Consider the following 18,422-nt stretch of genomic DNA (forward strand, 5'->3'; position numbering starts at 1 on the left):
CCGCCCGGGAGGCCGCCCCGACCCCGATGCCGTCCGTCCCCGCGTCCGTTCCTGTCCACCGATCCCTGACCACCACCACGAGAGTCCGCCATGTACGAGCTGTCCCGGGTCCGCCTCTACTCCATCGGGCCGGCCGGCGCACGCTATGCCGACACCGTGCTGGACCTGCGCGGAGTGGGCGAGCCCGTGCCGCAGCCGGCCCCCGCCCAGGCGGAGTTCTTCGAGGAGGAGCCGGCCGGGCCGCCGCGCCGCCCGGCGCCCGCGGGCGTGCTCTTCCTGGAGAACGGCGGCGGCAAGTCCGTCCTGCTGAAGCTGATCTTCTCGGTCATGCTGCCCGGCCACCGCAACACCCTCGGCGGCGCGAGCTCCGGCGTGCTGCGCAAGTTCCTGCTCGCGGACGACTGCGGGCACGTCGCGCTGGAGTGGCAGCACACCGTCACCGGCGAACTGGTCGTGGTCGGCAAGGTCAGCGAGTGGCGGGGGCGCCAGGTCTCCTCCGACCCGCGCCGGTTCGCCGAGGCCTGGTACTCCTTCCGCCCCGGCCCCGGGCTCAGCCTGGACTCCCTTCCCGTCGCCGAGTCCACCGCCGTGCGGCCGTCCGCCGAGGGCACCTCGGGCGCGCGCGGCCGCCGCCGCACGATGAAGGGCTTCCGTGACGCCCTCACCGACGCGGGCCGCTTCTACCCGCACCTGGACGTGGTGTGGGAGGAGATCCACGACCGCTGGAACGAGCATCTGGGGCTGCTCGGCCTCGACCCCGAACTCTTCCGCTACCAGCGGGAGATGAACGCCGACGAGGGCGAGGCGGCCGGTCTCTTCGCGGTCAAGAAGGACTCCGACTTCACCGATCTGCTGCTGCGGGCGGTCACCGACACCCGGGACACCGACGGGCTCGCCGACCTCGTGCACGGCTTCGCCGGGAAGCTGGGCCGCCGCGCCGAACTCACCGCAGAACGCGACTTCACCGCGGGCTCCCTGGAACTGCTCGGCCGCATCGTGGACGCCACCGCCGCCCGCGACCGGGCCCGCACCGTGCACGCCCAGTCCGAGCGCCGTACCCGGGGCCTCGCCCGGCGGCTGTCGGCCCGCGCCCACGAGGAGCGCGCCCGGGCCGCCGACCTCGCCCAGGACATGGCCCGGGCCGCGCACGCCGTGACCGACGCCGACGCCGCCCGGGGCCGCGGCTCCCTGATCGCCGCCGAACTCGCCTACCGGCACGCCTCGCTGGCGCTGGCCGTGGGCGAGAAGAGCGCCGCGGCACTGCGCCGTGAGCTCAACGACGCCCGTACGCTCCAGTCCGCCTGGCAGGCCGCCGAGATCGTCCTGCGGCACCGCGCCGCCGCCGACCGGCTCGCGCGGGTCACCGCCGCCATTCGCGAGGCGGAACGCGACGCCGCGCCCGCGCTCGCCGCCCGCACCCGGGCAGCGGGGGACCTCGTACGCGCCCTGCACGCCGCCGCCGACACCGCCGACGAGCGCGCGGACGCGGAGGAGGAGCGGTCCGCGGAGCTCCAGGCGAGGTCCGAGGCCGCGCACCGCGACGCCACCGACGCGGCCACCGCGGCCCAGCGCGCCCGCAGCGAGTCCGGCCACCTGGCGCAGCGCCTCGCCGAGGTCGAGCAGGAGACCGCCGAGGCCGTGCGCGCCGGGTGGCTCGACGACTCCGCCCCGGACGCCGATCCGGCCCGCGCGGCCCTCGAGGCATCGGACGCCGAGAAGGCCGCCGCGGCGGCCGCCGGGACGGCCGGTGAGGCCGCCCGCCGCACCGGCGACCTCGCCCGTGTGGCCGCCGCGGCGGAGTCCCGTGCCGAACTCGCCGCGGCCCGGGCCGCGGACGCCCTCGCGGCGGCCGAGACGGCGCACGCCGCCGAGACCCGGGTCGCCGACGCCCTGGCCGCGGAGCCGCGGCTCGCGGAACTGCTCAGCCTGCCGCCGGCCGCGGCCCCGGACGCCGGCCGTGCCGCCGCTGAACCGGGCGTGGCCATTCCCCCGCAGGCCACGGGCGCACGCCGTGCCGCCCCGCAGGACACCGCTCCCCGCGCCCTCGCTGACGGCCCGCTGAGCGCCGCCGAACTCGACGGCTTCGCCGAGCCGTTGCGGGAGATGCTGGAGGGCGCCGTCGCGTCCGCCGAACGCCAGCTGTTCGACCTGCGCACCGCCGCCGCCGACGACGCGCGCATCCTGGCCGCCCTCGGCGACGGCGGTCTCCTGCCGCCCAGCCCGGACGTGCTGGCCACCGTGGAGTACCTGGGCGAGCACGGCATCCCCGCGCTCCCGGGCTGGCGGTACCTCGCGCAGGCCGTCGACCCCGCGGACCACGCCGCGGTGCTGGCCGCCCGGCCGGAGCTGGTGGACGGCGTCGTCGTCACGGACCCCGGCACCCACGCACGGGCCCGCGAGGTGCTCGCGCAGGCGGCGCTGCTGCCGCGGTCCACGGTGGCGGTCGGCACCTCCTCGGCGCTGCTGGCGCCCCCGGCCCCGGCAGGTCCGGAGCCGGAGGTCTTCCTCGTGCCGCCGAACCCGGCCATGCACGACGAGCTGGCCGCCGACGGCGAGCGCCAGGCGCTGCGCGCCCGTGCCGGCGCCCGCGAGGAGGACATCCGGGGCCTCGCCGCCCGGCTGGCCGAGGACCGCACACTCGCCGCCCGGCTCTCGTCGTGGCGCGACGGCTGCCCGCCGGGCCGGCTCGGCGAGCTCGCCGAAGTGGTCGAGACCGCCCGGGACACCGCCCGCACCGCCCGCGACGAGCTCACCGAGGCCCGCGGCCGGCGCGTGGAGGCCGACGAGGCCGCCGCCGAGGCGACCCGGCTGCGCGACGAGCGGCAGGAGGCTGCGCAGCAGGCCCGCCGAACCGCCGACGCCCTGGCCGGCCTCGCGTTCCGGCTGCGCGAACGCGCCACCTGGCAGCGCAGGACCCGCGAACTGACCGAGGACGCGGCCGAGGCGGAGACCCGCGCCGAGGCCTGCCTCCAGCTGGCCCGTGCCGCGGACGAGGACCGCCGCGCCGCCCAGCGCGCCGCGGACGACGCCCGCCGGACCGCCCGCGTCCTGCGCGCCGAGCGGGCCGAGATCACCGGCGCCCCCGACGAGGCGGCCCCCGACGCCGCGGGGGACGGCGAGGGCCCCGCTGGCGCGCTGCCCGCGCTGCGCGAGGCGTACCGGGCGGCCTCACAGCTGTACGAGAAGGTCGGCGTCGGCGCCGACCTGCGCGCGGAGCAGGCACGGGCCGAGAGCAGCGAGCAGTCGGCCCTCACCGAGCTGGAACGCCTGACCAACAAGGTCCGTACACGTGCGGCCCAGTTGCTGGAGGGACCGGACGGCGCCGACGGCCCGTCCCGGCAGGCCGCCGCCGCGCGTGCCGAACAGCTCGTGGCCACCCTGGACTCGCGTGCCGCCACCGCCATCGAACACCTGGGCCGGCTGCGCGGCGAGGCCGAGCGGCACGCCCCCGCGGACGGCCAGGCGCACACCGGGCTGCCCGAGGAACTGGTGCCCCGCGACGCCGAGCACGCCCAGGAACTGCTGCGCGGCGCGAACGTCGAGCTCGCCGCCCGCAACGACGCACTCGACGTGGCCCGCGCCGCCCACGGCGACCTCGTCCGCGCGCACCGCGGCGCCGAGGACGCGGCGGGGGGCTTCGACGAACTCGCCGCGCTCCTGCGTGACCTGCTCCGGGACGGCGACCGCCAGGCCGACGAGGAGGAGGACGAGCCCGAACCGCACCCCGGCTCCCTGGACGAGGCCAGGACGGCCGCCGCCGAGGCCCGCCGCAGCCTGCGCGGCTGCGCCGCCGACCTGTCGGGCGCCGAGTCGCAGCTGCGCGAGGCGGGCGACGTCCTCGTCCGGCACGCCAACGCCGCCCGCTACGAACAGGTCAGGACCCCCGCCCGGCAGCAGATCAGGGAACTGCCGGCCTCGGCGCTGCCGGAGCACGCCGCGGCGTGGCACCTGGCGTTCGAGCCGCGGCTGCGCGTCCTCACCGACGAGCTGGAGCAGTTGGAGCGCAACCGCGACAGCATCGTGGACCGGCTGCGCGGGCTGGTGGAGTCCTCGCTGGCGACCCTGCGCTCGGCGCAGCGGCTCTCCCGGCTGCCCGAGGGGCTGGGGGAGTGGTCGGGGCAGGAGTTCCTGCGCATCCGCTTCGAGGACCCCGACCACGCCGTACTCGGCGAGCGGCTCGGCGCGGTGATCGACGAGGCCACCCGCGCCGCCGTCCGCAAGAACTCCGATCTGCGGAGGGACGGGATGTCCCTGCTGCTGCGCGCGGTGGCCGCGGCGCTGGAGCCCAAGGGCGTGGCGGTGGAGATCCTCAAGCCGGACGCGGTGCTGCGCGCCGAGCGCGTGCCCGTCGGGCAGATGGGCGACGTCTTCTCCGGCGGCCAGCTGCTCACCGCCGCCATCGCGCTCTACTGCACCATGGCGGCGCTGCGGAGCAATGACCGCGGCCGCGACCGGCACCGGCACGCCGGCACGCTCTTCCTGGACAATCCCATCGGCCGCGCCAACGCCACGTACCTGCTGGAGTTGCAGCGCGCCGTCTCCGACGCGCTGGGCGTGCAGCTGATCTACACCACGGGCCTGTTCGACACGACCGCCCTCGCCGAGTTCCCGCTGGTGGTGCGACTGCGCAATGACGCCGACCTGCGGGCGGGGCTGAAGTACATCAGCGTCGAGGAGCACTTGCGGCCCGGACTGCCGCAGCAGGACCCGGAGTCCGAGCCGGTGCACGGCGAGATCACCGCGACCCGGATGTTCCGCCGCCCGGCGGAGCAGCCCGCCGCCCAGGGCGGCTGACCGGGCCCGCCGCACTCCACCGGGCTCCGGCACTCCCCCCGGCCCGCGGCCCGGGGGGAGTCGTTCGGGGGCACCTGCCAGGGGCGGCTGGGGAGCCGGCGTGGCGGCAGGGCCTACAGGGCCTAGGAGGCCGCTCGCGCGCCGTGCCCGGACAGGCTCCGGGGGCCGCCCGCACCACGTGCCCCGCGACGCGCCCGGCGCCGCTCCCGCCGCCGTTCGCGGCGCAGCGCGCGGGCGGCGCTGCTGGGGCTGGAGATCACGCCGTTGCGCTGGTTCCACACCTGGCGGGTGACCCACACGTCCAGCACGGCCCACGTCGCCACCACGGTGCTGACGATGGCGGCGAGCGTCGCGGGCGCGGCGATCCAGGAGTTCCCGGCCGCTCCCAGCGTCGCGATCACCGCCGCGATGAGGCTGAAGGACACGATGAGCACGGCCCGCACCGCCGAGTTGCGGACCGGGTCGGGCATGCGCGGGCGTCCGACCGGCTCCTCGGCCCACAGCGAGCGCCGCTTCCGCCGCGCCGGAATGTCGCGATCCAATGCGTCCTCGACAAGGTCGTCCATGACATCTGCTCCCTCGCGGGATCCGGGTGGTGCGGTGCCGGACCCCCGATGTCCGACTCCAGAGTGGCTGCCCGGTTTCCGCCGATGAATGCCCCCGCGCATTCCGGAGTGCCCCTCCCGCCCGGATCACGAACAACGGGTGCCCGTGGTTCCCTGTGCGCTGCATTTCGGCCAGTGATGGCCACCGTTCATGCGTACGAATCGGGTCTTCCCGGGACAAGGGAGGAAGGTGGGCTTTCGGACGGGGCAGGTTGCAGTAGTAGGCTCGCGCCGTTTATTGCCGGAACAGGACGTCCCGTGACCGGGTCCGACGTTGGGGAGGCCATGCGCTTTCGCGGTACGACGATCCGGCGGAAGATCGTGGCACTGCTGCTCATTCCGCTGGTGTCCCTCACGGCCATCTGGGCTTTTGCCGCTACCTTGACGGGCCGTCAGGTGTGGGGCCTGTTCGGCGTGGAGCGCACGGTCAACGAACTCCGCTACCCCGTCGAGGACACCGTCCAGGCGCTCCAGCAGGAACGCCGGGCGTCTTTGGTGTACTTGGCCGATCCTCGCCGGTCCGACGCCCGCGCCGCGCTGCTGAGCAGGGAACGCCGGACCGACGACCTGCTCGCCCGACTGCGCTCCAACGCGGCGTCCCCCGGCAACCGGGCCCCGCTCACCGAGGACGCGCGCCGCCGTCTCGATCTGGTCGTCGGCGGGTTCGGTTCCGTCGACGCGCTGCGCGACAAGGTCGTCAGGCGCACCGTGAGCCGCAACGAGGCCTTCGCCGCCTACAGCGCACTGTTCCGCCCCTGCTACGACTTCCTCGACACCCTCAACCCGCTGAACAACGCGGCGATCGACAAGCAGGGCCGGGCCCTGATCCAGCTCGCCCGGGCCCGCGAGGCGGTGAGCCAGGAGGACGCGCTCATGGCCGCCGCCATCACGGCCGGCCGCATGAGCCCGCAGGAGATGCGCTCGTTCACCTTCGCCGTGGCCCAGCAGCGCGCCTACTTCGCCGACAACCTCGGCCTGCTGACGGAGGCCGAGAGCGCCGTCTACCGGGCCTACTGGGACGGCCGGGCCGGACGCGCCCTGCGCGCCGCCGAGGACGCCGTGATCGCCGCCGGCGCCGGGGGCGCGCCCCGGGCCGCGGACCGTGCCTCGTGGCAGGGCACGGCGACCACCGCGCTGGGCGACCTGGACCGCACCGGCACCGAGGCCGGCGACCTCTACAAGAAGAGCGCGGAACCCATCGCCATGCGGTTGCTGGCCAGTGCCGCCATCGCCGGCGGGCTCGGCCTCGTCGCGGTGATCGCCTCCGTCATCGTCTCCATCCGCATCGGCCGGGGCCTCATCCGCGACCTGTCCCGGCTCCGCAAGGAGGCCCAGGAGGTCTCCGGTGTACGACTGCCGCGCGTCATGCGCCGCCTGGCCGCCGGCGAGGAGGTGGACGTCGAGACCGAGGCCCCGCGCCTGGACTACTCCGACGACGAGGTCGGCCAGGTCGGCAAGGCCGTCAACACCCTTCAGCGGGCCGCCGTCGAGGCCGCCGTGCGCCAGTCCGAGATGCGCCGCGGCGTCTCCGAGGTCTTCGTCAACCTGGCCCGCCGCAGCCAGGTCCTGCTGCACCGTCAACTGACGCTGCTGGACGCCATGGAGCGGCGCACCGAGGACACCCAGGAACTGGCGGACCTCTTCCGCCTGGACCACATGACCACCCGCATGCGCCGGCACGCCGAGGGCCTGGTCATCCTCTCCGGCGCGGTGCCGTCGCGGCAGTGGCGCAAGCCGGTCCAGCTGATGGACGTGGTGCGCGCGGCCGTCGCCGAGGTCGAGGACTACGAGCGGGTCGAGGTGCGCCGGCTGCCCCGGCTCGCCGTCACCGGCCAGGCCGTCGCCGACCTCACCCACCTGATCGCCGAACTCATCGAGAACGCCACGGTGTTCTCGCCCCCGCACACCCACGTCCAGGTGCACGGCGAGGCCGTCGCCAACGGCTTCATCCTCGAGATCGACGACCGCGGCCTCGGGCTCACCCCCGACGCCATGCTGGAGGCCAATCTCCGGCTCGCCGAGACCCCCGAGTTCGAGCTCTCCGACACCGACCGGCTCGGCCTCTTCGTGGTCAGCCGGCTGGCCAGGCGCCAGGGCGTGCGCGTCTCGCTGCGCCAGTCGCCGTACGGCGGCACGACGGCGGTCGTGCTCGTCCCCACGGCGCTGCTGACCGAGAGCGCCGACGCCGGTACCGGCGTCGGTGCCGGGGACGGCGAACCCGGCGACCTCGACGGACGCGACGACCTCGACGCCGCCCGCCTGGCCGCGGCGACCGAGCACGGCTTCCGCACCTGGGGCCTGAACCCGGAGCCGGACGAGGAGCTGCGCGAGCACCGCAGGCACGACCCGGATCCCGAGGCCGCGCGGCCGTCCACGCTCCGGCCGGCGACCCCGGCCGCGCCGGAACCGGCCGTGCCGGGCGCCCTGCCCCGTCGCCGCCGCACCCCGGTGCTGGTCGCCGAGAACGGCCGGCCGGTCGCCGCGGGCACCGGGGAGCGCCGCACCCCCGCCGCCGAGGCGCCCGCCGCGTCCGAGGCGCGCGAGGCTTCCGAAGCGTCCGCCTCCGGCGGACTCCCGCGCCGGGTGCGGCAGGCCAGCCTCGCCCCCCAACTGCGCACCGACGGGACCACGGAGACGCGTACGCCCGCCGCGGGCTCCCCCGGTGACGGCGGGGGCCGCGAGCGGACCCCCGAGGAGGTGCGCGACCGCATGGCGTCCCTCCAGCGCGGCTGGGAACGCGGCCGGGCGGACCACCTCGACGAACCAGACGCCCCCGGTCCCGCCCGCACGGGGGTCCCCCCGGCCGAGCCGGGGGAAGACAGCGCAACCAGAACCACCACGGAGGGGAACGGTCCATGACCGCACCATCGAGCCCGACCCGCGAGCTGAGCTGGCTCCTCGACGAGCTGGTCGGCCGCGTCGCCAGCATCCGCAAGGCCCTCGTGCTGTCCGGCGACGGCCTGGCCACGGGCGCGTCCGAGGGGCTGTCGCGCGAGGACGCCGAGCACCTCGCGGCCGTAGCCTCCGGCTTCCACAGCCTCGCCAAGGGCGTCGGCCGGCACTTCGAGGCCGGCCAGGTCCGGCAGACCCTCGTGGAGCTCGACGAGGCCTTCCTCTTCGTCACCGCGGCCGGGGACGGGAGCTGCCTGGCGGTCCTGGCCGACGCCGACTCCGACGTCGGCCAGGTCGCCTACGAGATGGCGCTGCTGGTGAAGCGGGTCGGCGTGCACCTGGCCACCGCGCCGCGCGACGACGACGCGCGGGTGGTGTGACGGGCGCGCCATGAGTTCCGAAGCGGACCGCTGGTACGACGACGACGCCGGACCCGTGGTGCGTCCCTACGCCATGACGCGTGGGCGTACCAGCCATGCCGCCGAGGGCCGGCTCGACCTGATCGCCCTGGTGATCAGCGAATCCCGTTCCGGCGACGCGGAGGAGGACACCGACCGCACGCTGTCGCCCGAGCACGTCGACATCGTGGAACGGTGCCGGGAGCAGCCGATGTCGGTCGCGGAACTCGCGGCCGACCTCGATCTGCCGGTCGGTGTCGTCCGGGTGCTCGTCGGCGACGTACTGGAAGCGGGGCTCGTCCATGTGACCCGTCCGGTGCCGCCGGCCGAGCTGCCCGACGAGGGGCTGCTGCGCGAGGTCATCGACGGCCTGCGCGCATTGTGACGGTCCCCGCCGGGGCCGGAGCGGCACGACCCGCGGAACTGGCTCCGCAACGGCCCGGGGGCCGTGGCGAGTTGGATGGTCGGATCGTAGTAGGGTTCCCGTGCCGTGAGCCGACCGTCCGACAATTCCAGGAGTGATCGATGGTCTTCGGGCGCTCTGACCGCCGTCCTTCCGTCGTCGAGCCGGTCACCCTCAAGATCCTGGTGGCGGGCGGCTTCGGCGTCGGCAAGACCACGCTCGTCGGCGCGGTCAGCGAGATCCGGCCGCTGCGCACCGAGGAGACGCTGAGCGAGGCGGGCCGTCCGGTGGACGACCTCGCCGGCGTCGAGACCAAGCGCACCACCACCGTGGCGATGGACTTCGGCCGGATCACCCTCCGCGAGGACCTGGTCCTCTACCTGTTCGGCACCCCCGGCCAGGACCGCTTCTGGTTCCTGTGGGACGAGCTGGCGCAGGGGGCTCTCGGCGCGGTCGTGCTGGCCGACACCCGGCGTCTGGAGGACTGCTTCTCCGCGGTCGACTACTTCGAGCGGCGCGGCATCCCCTTCGCCGTCGCCGTGAACTGCTTCGACGGAGCCGAGCAGCACGAGGCCGCCACCGTCCGCGACGCGCTCGACCTCGACCCCGAGGTGCCGCTGGTGATGTGCGACGCGCGGGACCGCGCCTCGGCGAAGAAGGTGCTCATCACCGTCGTCGAGCACGCGGCCCAGCTGGCGGGCGTCCGGCGGGCGGCCGCCGCCAACTGAGCCGCGCGGGCCGGGTCAGACGGCCGGCACGGGCACGTCGTCGTCGCGGTCGTCGTCGTCCGCGACGCCCGTGGCCGCGGCGTCACCGGTCGTGTCGTCCTCCCAGCCGAAGCTGCGCTCGACCGCCTTCTTCCAGCGGCGGTACCCCTCCTCACGGGTCTTCCCGTCCATCCGCGGCCGCCACTCCGCGTCCTGCTGCCAGTGCGCCTTGAGCGTGTCCAGGTCGTCCCACACGCCCGTGGCGAGCCCCGCCGCGTAGGCCGCGCCCAGCGCCGTGGTCTCCGAGATCCGCGGCCGGACCACCGGGACGCCCAGGACGTCGGCCTGGTGCTGCATCAGCAGGTCGTTGGCCGTCATGCCGCCGTCCACCTTGAGGGTGGTCAGCTGCACCCCCGAGTCCTGGTACATCGCGTCCACGACCTCGCGCGTCTGCCAGCTCGTCGCCTCCAGCACGGCCCTCGCCAGGTGCGCCTTGGTGACGTACCGGGTGAGGCCGGTGATCACGCCGCGCGCGTCGGAGCGCCAGTAGGGCGCGTAGAGGCCGGAGAAGGCGGGCACGATGTAGGCGCCGCCGTTGTCGGTGACGCTCGCGGCCAGGGGCTCGATCTCGTCGGCGGACCTGATGATGCCGAGGCTGTCGCGGAACCACTGGACGAGGGCGCCGGTGATGGCGATGGACCCCTCCAGGCAGTAGACCGGCGCCTCCCCGCCCAGCCGGTAGCCCATTGTGGTGAGCAGCCCGTTCTTGGAGGGCACCGGGCGTTCACCGGTGTTGAGCAGCAGGAAGCTGCCCGTGCCGTAGGTGTTCTTGGCGTCGCCCGTCTCGTAGCAGGCCTGGCCGAAGACCGCCGCCTGCTGGTCGCCGAGCGCGGAGGCGACCGGTACCCCGGCGAGCGGGCCGACCGCCGTGCCGTACACCTCGGAGGAGGAACGGATCTCCGGCAGGACCGCCTCGGGGACGTTCATCGCGGCCAGGATCGCCGGGTCCCACTGCAGCGTCTCCAGGTTCATCAGCATGGTCCGGCTGGCGTTGGTGACGTCCGTGACGTGCACGCCGCCCTCGGTGCCGCCGGTGAGGTTCCAGATCAGCCAGGAGTCGATGGTGCCGAAGGCGATCTCGCCGTTCTCCGCCCGGCGCCGCAGCCCCGGCACGTTGTCCAGCAGCCAGGCGGCCTTGGGCCCGGAGAAGTAGCTGGCCAGCGGCAGGCCGGTGGACTCGCGGAAGCGGTCCTGGCCGTCGCTGCCGCCGAGCCGCGCGCACAGCGCGGCCGTCCGGGTGTCCTGCCACACGATCGCGTTGTGCACCGGGCGGCCGGTGGCGCGGTCCCACAGGACGGTCGTCTCGCGCTGGTTGGTGATGCCGAGGGCGCTGAGCTGGTCGGGGCGCAGCCGTGCCTTGGCGAGCGCGCCGGCCACCACCGCCTGGACCTTGGACCAGATCTCGGTCGCGTCGTGCTCCACCCAGCCCGGCTTGGGGAAGATCTGGCGGTGCTCGCGCTGGTCGAGCGCCACGATCGCCCCGCGGGAGTCGAAGACGATGCACCGGCTGGAGGTCGTGCCCTGGTCGATGGCGGCCACGTATCGCGTGGCCTGGTCGGACGTTTCGGTCATGACCGCCTCACTTGAACGCTGCGTTGTAGATGAGACCTGACAGGGCGCCGCCGATCAGCGGGCCGGCCACCGGGATCCACGCGTACGTCCAGTCCGAGGTGCCCTTGAACGGGATGGGCAGGACGGAGTGGACGATGCGCGGGCCGAGGTCACGCGCGGGATTGATGGCGTAGCCGGTGGGCCCGCCGAGCGACAGGCCGATGCCGGTGACGAGGAGGGCCACGATGAGGGTGCCGGTGCCGGTCTCGCCCAGGCCCTTGCTCAGCCCGAAGGCCAGGATCGGCAGGACGAGGCCCATGGTGGCGATGGCCTCGGTGAGGAGGTTCTGCCACCAGACGCGGATCTCGGGGATGGTCGAGAACACCGCCAGGGTGGGCTGCCGGGCCTCCTCTTCGTCGTTGGCCCGGAACTGCCCGTAGTAGACGAGCCAGCACAGGACGGCGCCGATCATCGCGCCGATGATCTGCCCGGCCAGGTAGTACGGCACCTGGGCCCACTTGCCCGAGCTGATGGCGACCCCGAAGGTGACGGCGGGGTTGAGCTGGCCGCCGGACAGCGGTCCCGCGGTGTAGGCGCCCGCCAGGACGGCGAGTCCCCAGCCGAAGGAGATGACGATCCAGCCCGACGCCCTCGCCTTCGAGTGGTGGAGCAGTACGCCCGCGACCACCCCGGCGCCGAAGAGGATCAGGATCGCCGTTCCGATGATCTCGCCGACGAAGACGTGTCCGTTGGAATACATGGCGGCTCCTTCTGCGGGCGCACGTGTCGGGCATGCGCCGGCCAGGGAATCGCACGGAGACACGGGTGCGGAGGGTCCCGCCTCCCGCCCGGCTTCCGCGCCACCCGGCAGTGTTGTCCTGGGGTGATGAAGCGTCAAGCTATCGGACAGATCACCTGATTACGACCACCGACGAGCCGTGCCCGAACCGGCCCGGCGCGCCGTCACCCCCACGCGGGCACCGGCGGCCCGCCGTGTCCCGCCCGGCCGCGCAACCTCCAGGTCAGCCCGCGCGGCCGGGTGGACGCGCGGGCGGCCGCCGCCTCCCCGGGGGCGGTCGGCCCTGCTCGGGGATTGACCGGAATCCGCCCCTCGGCTCCCGCGGGTGCGGCAGGCCGTGCGCGTTCGTGGGTTCCCTCCCGGGCCGCGGCCTTCCCGGACGTCGCGCGACCCGGCGCCGGCCTGGCGGTGCGTCATGCGCCCGGTCGCGCGGTGTCCGTGGCGAAAACGGGTGGACGGTGTCAGTGACGGCTGCTAAGTTCTTCTCGAAACGAGAAATACTCGAACTGAGAACAACTGGCCGAGAGGTGGCGGGGGATGGCAGACCGGCAGGGCGAGGACGACTTCCTCGCCGCCTACGACCCGCGCGCCTTCGACCCCATCGCCGTGACCGTCGACGTCGTCGCACTGACGCTGCGTCAGGGGGCGCTGCACGTCCTGCTGGTGCGGCGCGGCGCGCAGCCCTTCGAGGGCGCCTGGGCGCTGCCCGGCGGCTTCGTGCGGGCCGGCCGGGAATCCCTGGACCGGGCGGCGGCCCGTGAACTCGCCGAGGAGACCGGGCTGGACGAGGAGCACGGCCTCGGCCGCGTCCACCTCGAACAGCTCGGCTCCTACGGCGCGCCCGCCCGCGACCCGCGCATGCACGTGGTGTCGGTGGCCTACCTCGCCTTCGCCCCGGACCTCCCCGAGGCGCGCGCCGGCAGCGACGCGGCCGCGGCCGAGTGGGTCCCGGTGGCGTCCCTCGCCCTGGAGGGGAACCCTGACGCGGTCCCGCCGCGTCCCATGGAGCAGGACCGGCCGGCCGGGATCCACGGGGGTGGTCCCGGCCGCCGGTCCGCGGAGCCCGTCCCGTCCACCGCCGGCACGGCGCTCGCCTTCGACCACGGCACGATCCTCGCCGACGGGCTCGAACGCGCCCGCTCCAAGATCGAGTACAGCCCGTTGGCCACCGCCTTCCTGGGCGAGGAGTTCACCGTCACCGAACTCCGCTCCGTCTACGAGGCGGTATGGGGCCGGAGCCTGCACGCCGGGAACTTCCACCGCAAGATCCTCTCCGTCCCCGGGTTCGTCGAGTCCACCGGCGCCACCGCCACGCGCGGCGGTTCCAGGGGCGGTCCCCGGGCCCGCCTCTACCGCGCGGGCGACGCCCGCCTGCTGCATCCCGCACTGCTCCGCCCCGACCGGGAAGAGAGCGTCCGGTGACCGCCACGGCCCGCCCCACGAGCCCGCGCCCCACGACCGCCCCCCGTCCGCGCACCTTCGACGAGGCCCTGGCCGCCCTCGGCCGTCCGTTCCCCTCCGACGCCGCCGAGGCCGCCCGCCACTACCGCCGGCTCGCCCGCCTGCTGCACCCCGACACGGCGCCCGCCGGCCGCGCGGAGGAGGCGGAGGCGGCCTTCGTCCGGCTCACCGACCAGTGGCGGCGGCACACCGGCGACGGCGCCGTGCTCACCACCGCCCGCGGCACCTACCCGCTGGGCCGGGTCCTGGCCACCGGCGACCTCGCCGTGCTGCGCGGCGCGGGCCCGGACACCGTGCTGAAGATCCCGCGCCGGCCCGCCGACAACGACCTGATGGAGCGCGAGGCCCACGCCCTCACCCGGCTGCACACCGTGGCCGACGCCCGGCACCGCGCCTACGCGCCCCGTCTCGTCGAGTCGTTCCGCCACCGCGGCCCCGACGGCACCGAGCGCCGCGTCAACGCCCTTCAGCGGCTGCGCGGCTTCCACACCCTCGCCGAGGTCCGCGCTCTGCACCCCGGCGGCCTCGATCCGCGCGATGCCGCCTGGATGTGGCGCCGTCTGCTGGTCGCCCTCGGCTGGGCGCACCGCGCCGGGATCGTCCACGGCGCCGTCCTGCCCGAGCACGTCCTGATCCATCCCGCGAAGCACGGCCTCGTCCTGGTCGACTGGTGCTGGTCCACCGAACGCGGCACGACCGTGCCCGCCCTGGTCGAGCGGCATCGCGCCCTCTACCCGCCCGAGGTCACCGGCCGGCGTCCCGCCACCGAGGCCACCGACATCCACCTCGCCTCACGGTGTGTGGAGCAACTGATCGGGGACCGCGCGCCCAAGCCGCTGCGCGCCTTCCTGCGCGGTTGCACGCTGCCCGCCGAGGCACGCCGTCCGCACGACGCGTGGCGGCTGCTCGCGGAGCTCGACGAGGCACTGGAACGCCTGTACGGCCCGCGCGCCTTCCGTCCGTTCACCATGCCGGGCACCCGTACCCACACCTGACGCACCAAGGGGGAAACACCATGGGCAGCGGAAGCTGGTCCACCAACGTCTACGACGCCGCCGCGCGCTACCGCGCCGCCTCCGGCACCGGCGCCTTCGCCTACAGCGACCGCGTCACCTCGTCCGCGCCGCGCGGTTCCTGGGCCGCGCACCCCTCGCTCGACCCGAAGGACCTGGGCGTCCGCGAGAGCCGCGACTCCGACGAGCACCCCACCTCGCTCGCCATCGCCGTCCTGTTCGACGTCACCGGCTCCATGCGGACCGTCCCGCAGGTGCTGCAGACCAAGCTCCCCGAGTTGTTCGGCCTGCTGCTGCGCAAGGGCTACACCGAGCACCCGCAGATCCTGTTCGGCGCCGTCGGCGACGCCACCTGCGACCGGGTCCCGCTCCAGCTCGGCCAGTTCGAGTCGGACAACCGCATGGACGACGACCTCGGCAACATCCTGCTGGAGGGCGGGGGCGGCGGTCAGATGACCGAGTCCTACGAGCTCGCCCTCTACGCCATGGCCCGCCACACCTCCCTCGACTGCCACGAGAAGCGCGGCCGCCGGGGCTACCTGTTCCTGATCGGTGACGAGCTGCCCTACGGCAAGGTCAAGGCCCGCGAGGTGCAGGACGTCCTCGGCGACGACCTCCCCGAGGACATCCCGGTCACCCGCATCGTCGCCGAGCTCCGGCAGAAGTTCGACGTCTACTACATCCTGCCGGCGGGCTCCTCCTACGTCGGCAACGCCGAAGTCCTCGGCACCTGGCGCAAGCTGCTCGGCCAGAACGTCATCGAGCTGGACGACCTCGACGCCGTCTGCGAGACCATCGCCCTCACCATCGGCCTCGGCGAGGAGGCCATCGACCTCGCCGAGGGCCTGGACGACCTCGCCGACGTCGGCTCCGCGGCGACCGCCACCGTCGGCAGGGCCCTCGCCGCCCTCGACCGCGACCGCTCGGCCGTGGCGGTGACGGACACGCCTCTGCTCGACGACACGCACGACGCGCACGGCGGGGACGGCTCGACGGGAACGACGCGCCTGTAAGAGCGGTGCCCCGCGCCGCCGCACCCATCCCACCGGAGGGACCCGGAACCGTGCACACCATCGTCGTCGACCTCGGCTACGGCGACGCCGGCAAGGGCACCGTCGTGGACCGGCTCTGCGCCACCGGGCCGGTCCACGCCGTGGTCCGCTTCAACGGCGGCGCCCAGGCGGCCCACAACGTCGTCACCGCCGACGGACGCCACCACACCTTCGCCCAGTTCGGTTCCGGCACCCTGCACGGCGTCCCCACGCACCTGTCGCGCTTCATGCTCGTCGACCCGCTCGCGCTCGCCGCCGAGGCGGACCATCTGACCGCGCTCGGCGTCCCGGCGCCGTACGCCCTGCTGACCGTCGACCGCGAGGCCCGCCTGACCACGCCGTACCACGCCGCCGCCAACCGCCTGCGCGAGCGGGCGCGCGGTGCGGCGCGGCACGGCTCGTGCGGCATGGGGATCGGGGAGACCGCGGCCTACGCCCTCGCGCACCCGGAGGACGCGCCGACCGCGGGCGACTGCGTCTCCCGCCCCCGGCTGCTGCGCAAGCTGCGCCTCCTGCACGACCGCCTGGCCGACGAGCTCGGGCGCGCCCTGCCCGCCCCGCCGCCGGAGCACTGCGCCGACGCCTTCACCGCGTTCGCCCGTGCCGTGACCCTCACCGACGGCACGCACCTGGCCCGCGTCCTGCGCACCGGACCCGTGGTGTTCGAGGGCGCCCAGGGGGTGCTGCTCGACGAGTGGCACGGCTTCCACCCCTACACCACGTGGTCGACCACCACCTTCGCCAACGCCGAGGCGCTGCTCGCCGAGTCGGATCGGTCATGTACCGCCCGGCGCCTCGGAGTCGTCCGCGCGTACACCACGCGGCACGGCCCCGGCCCCCACATGACCGAGGACCCGGGGCTCGCCCCGCTGCTGCCCGAACCCCACAACGGTACGGGCGCCTGGCAGGGGGACTTCCGCGTCGGCCACTTCGACGCCGTGGCGCACGCCTACGCCGCCGAGGTCTGCGGCGGCGTGGACGCCCTCGCGCTGACCCACCTCGACGCCCCCGCCCGCTGCCCCGCGCTCCGTCTCGTCCGCGGCTACGACACCGGGCAGAGCCGGCTGCCCGTCTCCCGCCCCGGTGACCTGAGCGGTCAGGCCGCCCTCACCGCCCGCCTGACGACCGCCCGGCCCGCACGCTGGGACACCCCGGGCGCCGACGCGGCCGCCTGGTCACGGGCCGTCGGCGACGCGCTGGGTGCCCCCGTCGTCCTCGAGTCGTACGGGCCGACCGCGGCCGACAAGCGGGAGGTTCAGCGCAGGATGCCCGCCCGGCGCGCGGCGGTCAGCCAGGAGGGGAACTCGGAGAGGATCCGGTCGTAGAGCTCGGCGTCCGGCACGGTCGCGATGTCGTCCACGGCGAAGAAGCCCACGTTGTCCACGCGCCGGCCGGGCAGGGTGTCGAACCGCTCCAGCACACCGAAGTTGGCCCGGCCCAGACCGACGAACTGCCAGAACAGCGGCTCCTCCACCGCCTCCCGCAGCTGCTGTTCGATCTGCGCGTTGCGGTAGACGCCGCCGTCGGAGAAGAACAGCACGAGCGTCGGCACGGGCGCCGGGTTCGCCCGGACGAACGCCCGGACCTCCGCGATGACCTTCTGCTCCTCGTTCTGGATGCCGACGAGCCGCATGTCGACCTGGCCGGGCTGCATTCCGTGACGCGGCTTCTTGGGACGGCCGAACAGGCTGAGCTCGCCGACCCGCACGTGCAGCCGCAGCCACTCCGGCAGCTCCGCCAGGCGCAGGTCCGGCAGGCGCGCCGGGTAGGAGGCGAAGGTCCACGCCTGCATCTCGCCGTCGTCGTCCATCTGCGCCGCGACCGCCGCCATGCGCTCCACCACACCGGCGACGACGCCCCGCGCGTACAGCCCGCTCATCGACCCCGACGCGTCGAGCACGAGGACCACCCGGGCCACGACGTCCGCCGCGCCGTGCTTGCGCAGGCTGACGGCCACCTGCTCCTTGCGCAGGCTCAGGCGTTTGCGCATGTCGGGCGGCAGATGCTCCTCGCCCTTGGTGAGCCGTGTGACCGGCGGCGGGGGAGGAGCGGCGGCCGCCGGGAACGGCGCGGGCGCGGGTACCGTCCCCGGGTACGAGGGAGGCGGCGCCGGGACCGGAGGCGGCGCCGGGACCGGGGGCGGCGGCGCGTCGACGGTGATGCCGAAGTCGGTGGCCAGTCCGGCGAGGCCGGACGCGTAGCCCTGACCCACCGCCCGGAACTTCCAGACGCCGCCCCGGCGGTACAGCTCCCCGCCGACGAACGCCGTCTCCATCTCCGCCCGCATGTCGAAGCGCGCGATCTCCGCCCCGTTGCGGGCGTCCAGCAGCCGCAGCCGGAGCCCGGGCACCTGCCCGAAGGTCCCGCCGTCCGCGGAGGCGCAGAGCACGATCCGCTCGACGGCCGGCTCCACCCGGGCGAGGTCCACGTCGAGCGCGTCCGTCGCCTGTGCGGGACCGGCCTGCTTCCCGACGTGCCGTACGGCCTCGGAGCCGTGCACCGGCTGGTTGTAGAAGACCAGGTCGCCGTCGGAACGCACCCGCCCGTCGGCGGTCAGCAGCAGCGCCGAGGCGTCGACGTCCGGCACGCCGGGGCCCGGCGACCAGTCCAGCACGGCCCGCACGGCGGGCACGGGCACCGGGAGATTGGCGCCTTTTCGCAGGGATTCGGGTGTCACGGACGCCAGT

At 74.8% G+C, this 18,422-nt stretch carries 13 protein-coding genes; 9 read left to right on the plus strand and 4 right to left on the minus strand.

Translation table 11 applies throughout. From position 1 onward, the window contains the following. Nucleotides 1-90 precede the first annotated feature (90 nt). The gene (locus tag ACIP98_RS21985; RefSeq protein ID WP_401977543.1) at nt 91-4,794 is read left to right on the plus strand and encodes a hypothetical protein; all 4,704 of its coding nucleotides are present in this window, start codon (nt 91-93) and stop codon (nt 4,792-4,794) included. Between the two features lie 122 nt (nt 4,795-4,916). Here ACIP98_RS21985 and ACIP98_RS21990 read toward each other — a convergent pair whose 3' ends face one another. After that, entirely contained in the window at nt 4,917-5,360 is a 444-nt protein-coding gene (locus ACIP98_RS21990) for a hypothetical protein (RefSeq protein ID WP_319665900.1), read from the minus strand. Nucleotides 5,361-5,657: 297 nt separating this feature from the next. Here ACIP98_RS21990 and ACIP98_RS21995 point away from each other — a divergent pair, with 297 nt between their 5' ends. From ACIP98_RS21995 to ACIP98_RS22010, 4 genes are all read left to right on the plus strand, one after another. Beyond that, complete coding sequence (locus ACIP98_RS21995) at nt 5,658-8,258, plus strand: nitrate- and nitrite sensing domain-containing protein (protein WP_401977545.1); 2,601 nt, start codon at nt 5,658-5,660, stop codon at nt 8,256-8,258. Then, nucleotides 8,255-8,671, plus strand: a complete 417-nt coding sequence (locus ACIP98_RS22000) for a roadblock/LC7 domain-containing protein (protein ID WP_319665898.1) — start codon at nt 8,255-8,257, stop codon at nt 8,669-8,671. Before ACIP98_RS21995 ends, ACIP98_RS22000 begins: the two co-directional genes overlap by 4 nt. Before the next feature lie 10 nt (nt 8,672-8,681). Further along, on the plus strand, nt 8,682-9,074 hold the full coding sequence (locus ACIP98_RS22005; protein WP_319665897.1) for a DUF742 domain-containing protein: 393 nt from the start codon (nt 8,682-8,684) through the stop codon (nt 9,072-9,074). A 140-nt stretch (nt 9,075-9,214) separates the two neighbouring features. Continuing rightward, entirely contained in the window at nt 9,215-9,820 is a 606-nt protein-coding gene (locus ACIP98_RS22010) for an ATP/GTP-binding protein (RefSeq protein ID WP_319665896.1), read from the plus strand. Between the two features lie 15 nt (nt 9,821-9,835). Here ACIP98_RS22010 and glpK read toward each other — a convergent pair whose 3' ends face one another. Together glpK and ACIP98_RS22020 are read right to left on the minus strand one after the other, a co-directional pair. After that, nucleotides 9,836-11,431 (minus strand): glycerol kinase GlpK, encoded by a 1,596-nt coding sequence (gene glpK / locus ACIP98_RS22015; RefSeq protein WP_319665895.1) that lies wholly within the window; start codon nt 11,429-11,431, stop codon nt 9,836-9,838. A 7-nt stretch (nt 11,432-11,438) separates the two neighbouring features. Continuing rightward, complete coding sequence (locus tag ACIP98_RS22020; protein WP_319665894.1) at nt 11,439-12,170, minus strand: MIP/aquaporin family protein; 732 nt, start codon at nt 12,168-12,170, stop codon at nt 11,439-11,441. A gap of 576 nt (nt 12,171-12,746) precedes the next feature. Between ACIP98_RS22020 and ACIP98_RS22025 the strand changes: the two genes are divergently transcribed. Genes ACIP98_RS22025 through ACIP98_RS22040 form a run of 4 tightly spaced genes read left to right on the plus strand, consistent with a single transcriptional unit; the run spans nt 12,747 to nt 17,060 of the window. Next, entirely contained in the window at nt 12,747-13,631 is an 885-nt protein-coding gene (locus tag ACIP98_RS22025; protein WP_319665893.1) for an NUDIX domain-containing protein, read from the plus strand. After that, the gene (locus tag ACIP98_RS22030; protein ID WP_401977549.1) at nt 13,628-14,665 is read left to right on the plus strand and encodes a molecular chaperone DnaJ; all 1,038 of its coding nucleotides are present in this window, start codon (nt 13,628-13,630) and stop codon (nt 14,663-14,665) included. The genes ACIP98_RS22025 and ACIP98_RS22030 overlap by 4 nt, the downstream gene beginning before the upstream one ends. 20 nt (nt 14,666-14,685) lie before the next feature. Continuing rightward, nucleotides 14,686-15,696, plus strand: coding sequence for a hypothetical protein (locus ACIP98_RS22035; protein WP_401977551.1), 1,011 nt, complete (start codon nt 14,686-14,688; stop codon nt 15,694-15,696). 50 nt (nt 15,697-15,746) lie between these two features. After that, on the plus strand, nt 15,747-17,060 hold the full coding sequence (locus tag ACIP98_RS22040) for an adenylosuccinate synthetase (protein ID WP_401977553.1): 1,314 nt from the start codon (nt 15,747-15,749) through the stop codon (nt 17,058-17,060). Here ACIP98_RS22040 and ACIP98_RS22045 read toward each other — a convergent pair. Next, nucleotides 16,991-18,412 carry a VWA domain-containing protein gene (locus ACIP98_RS22045; protein WP_401977555.1) on the minus strand — a complete coding sequence of 474 codons (1,422 nt, stop codon included), beginning with the start codon at nt 18,410-18,412 and terminating at the stop codon, nt 16,991-16,993. The two genes, ACIP98_RS22040 and ACIP98_RS22045, sit on opposite strands and share 70 nt — an antisense overlap. Between the last annotated feature and the right edge of the window lie 10 nt (nt 18,413-18,422).

Source organism: Streptomyces sp. NPDC088354, assembly GCF_044753585.1.
Lineage (GTDB): Bacteria > Actinomycetota > Actinomycetes > Streptomycetales > Streptomycetaceae > Actinacidiphila.

Bases quoted from the DNA above. Each gene is read 5' to 3' on its own strand.
- ACIP98_RS22000 (WP_319665898.1), top strand. From the start codon at position 8,255: ATGACCGCACCATCGAGCCCGACCCGCGAGCTGAGCTGGCTCCTCGAC.
- ACIP98_RS21990 (WP_319665900.1), bottom strand. From the start codon at position 5,360: ATGGACGACCTTGTCGAGGACGCATTGGATCGCGACATTCCGGCGCGG.
- ACIP98_RS22010 (WP_319665896.1), top strand. From the start codon at position 9,215: ATGGTCTTCGGGCGCTCTGACCGCCGTCCTTCCGTCGTCGAGCCGGTC.
- ACIP98_RS22020 (WP_319665894.1), bottom strand. From the start codon at position 12,170: ATGTATTCCAACGGACACGTCTTCGTCGGCGAGATCATCGGAACGGCG.
- ACIP98_RS22025 (WP_319665893.1), top strand. From the start codon at position 12,747: ATGGCAGACCGGCAGGGCGAGGACGACTTCCTCGCCGCCTACGACCCG.
- ACIP98_RS22005 (WP_319665897.1), top strand. From the start codon at position 8,682: ATGAGTTCCGAAGCGGACCGCTGGTACGACGACGACGCCGGACCCGTG.
- glpK (WP_319665895.1), bottom strand. From the start codon at position 11,431: ATGACCGAAACGTCCGACCAGGCCACGCGATACGTGGCCGCCATCGAC.
- ACIP98_RS21985 (WP_401977543.1), top strand. From the start codon at position 91: ATGTACGAGCTGTCCCGGGTCCGCCTCTACTCCATCGGGCCGGCCGGC.
- ACIP98_RS22035 (WP_401977551.1), top strand. From the start codon at position 14,686: ATGGGCAGCGGAAGCTGGTCCACCAACGTCTACGACGCCGCCGCGCGC.